Raw genomic sequence first — 535 nt, 5'->3', positions numbered from 1 at the left:
GCTCACTATGAGGGCTAGGTTATGAGTATCGAACGTCACGGAATATCGGTTGGAATTGAACGTGTTAGCGGTGCAACCATCGTTGTGTTTAAAGCGAAAGGCAAACTCACACACGATGACTATCAAGCAATGATGCCAATTTTAAATACCACGCTAGAAGAACTCGATTCATCTAAACTCAAGATGCTGGTCGACATCTCTACCTTAACGGGTTGGGAGTTGCGTGCTGCTTGGGATGATTTCAAACTGGGATTAGAGCTCAATTCGAAGATAGACAAAATCGCGATTTATGGTGACAAAAGCTGGCAAGAGTTTGCTTCAAAAGTCGGAAGCTGGTTTGTGTCTGGCGAGATCAAGTCATTCGAAGACCACGACTCTGCACTTACGTGGCTAGTCGATTGATTCCATGCACGGACAGCTCGAGAGCAATCCGTAAACAACGCTAATGACAGTTGATGAGCATTGTCTCGAACGCTGTCATTTTTCGTTTTGGTTATGATATTTCCTAATCGATTCAATAGAGTATATTCATTCC

General features: G+C 43.6%; 1 protein-coding gene. It reads left to right on the top strand.

The window, feature by feature from the left end:
- The first annotated feature begins 21 nt into the window (after window positions 1–21).
- Complete coding sequence (locus AB4496_RS27485) at window positions 22–402, top strand: STAS/SEC14 domain-containing protein (RefSeq protein ID WP_009846842.1); 381 nt, start codon at window positions 22–24, stop codon at window positions 400–402.
- The last annotated feature ends 133 nt before the right edge of the window (window positions 403–535 follow it).

It is taken from the genome of Vibrio sp. 10N.222.46.A1 (genome assembly GCF_041473595.1).
Classification (GTDB): domain Bacteria; phylum Pseudomonadota; class Gammaproteobacteria; order Enterobacterales; family Vibrionaceae; genus Vibrio; species Vibrio tasmaniensis_A.
The sequence above is the reverse complement of the archived record's forward strand: the minus strand, read 5'-3'. Positions and strand labels throughout refer to the sequence as shown.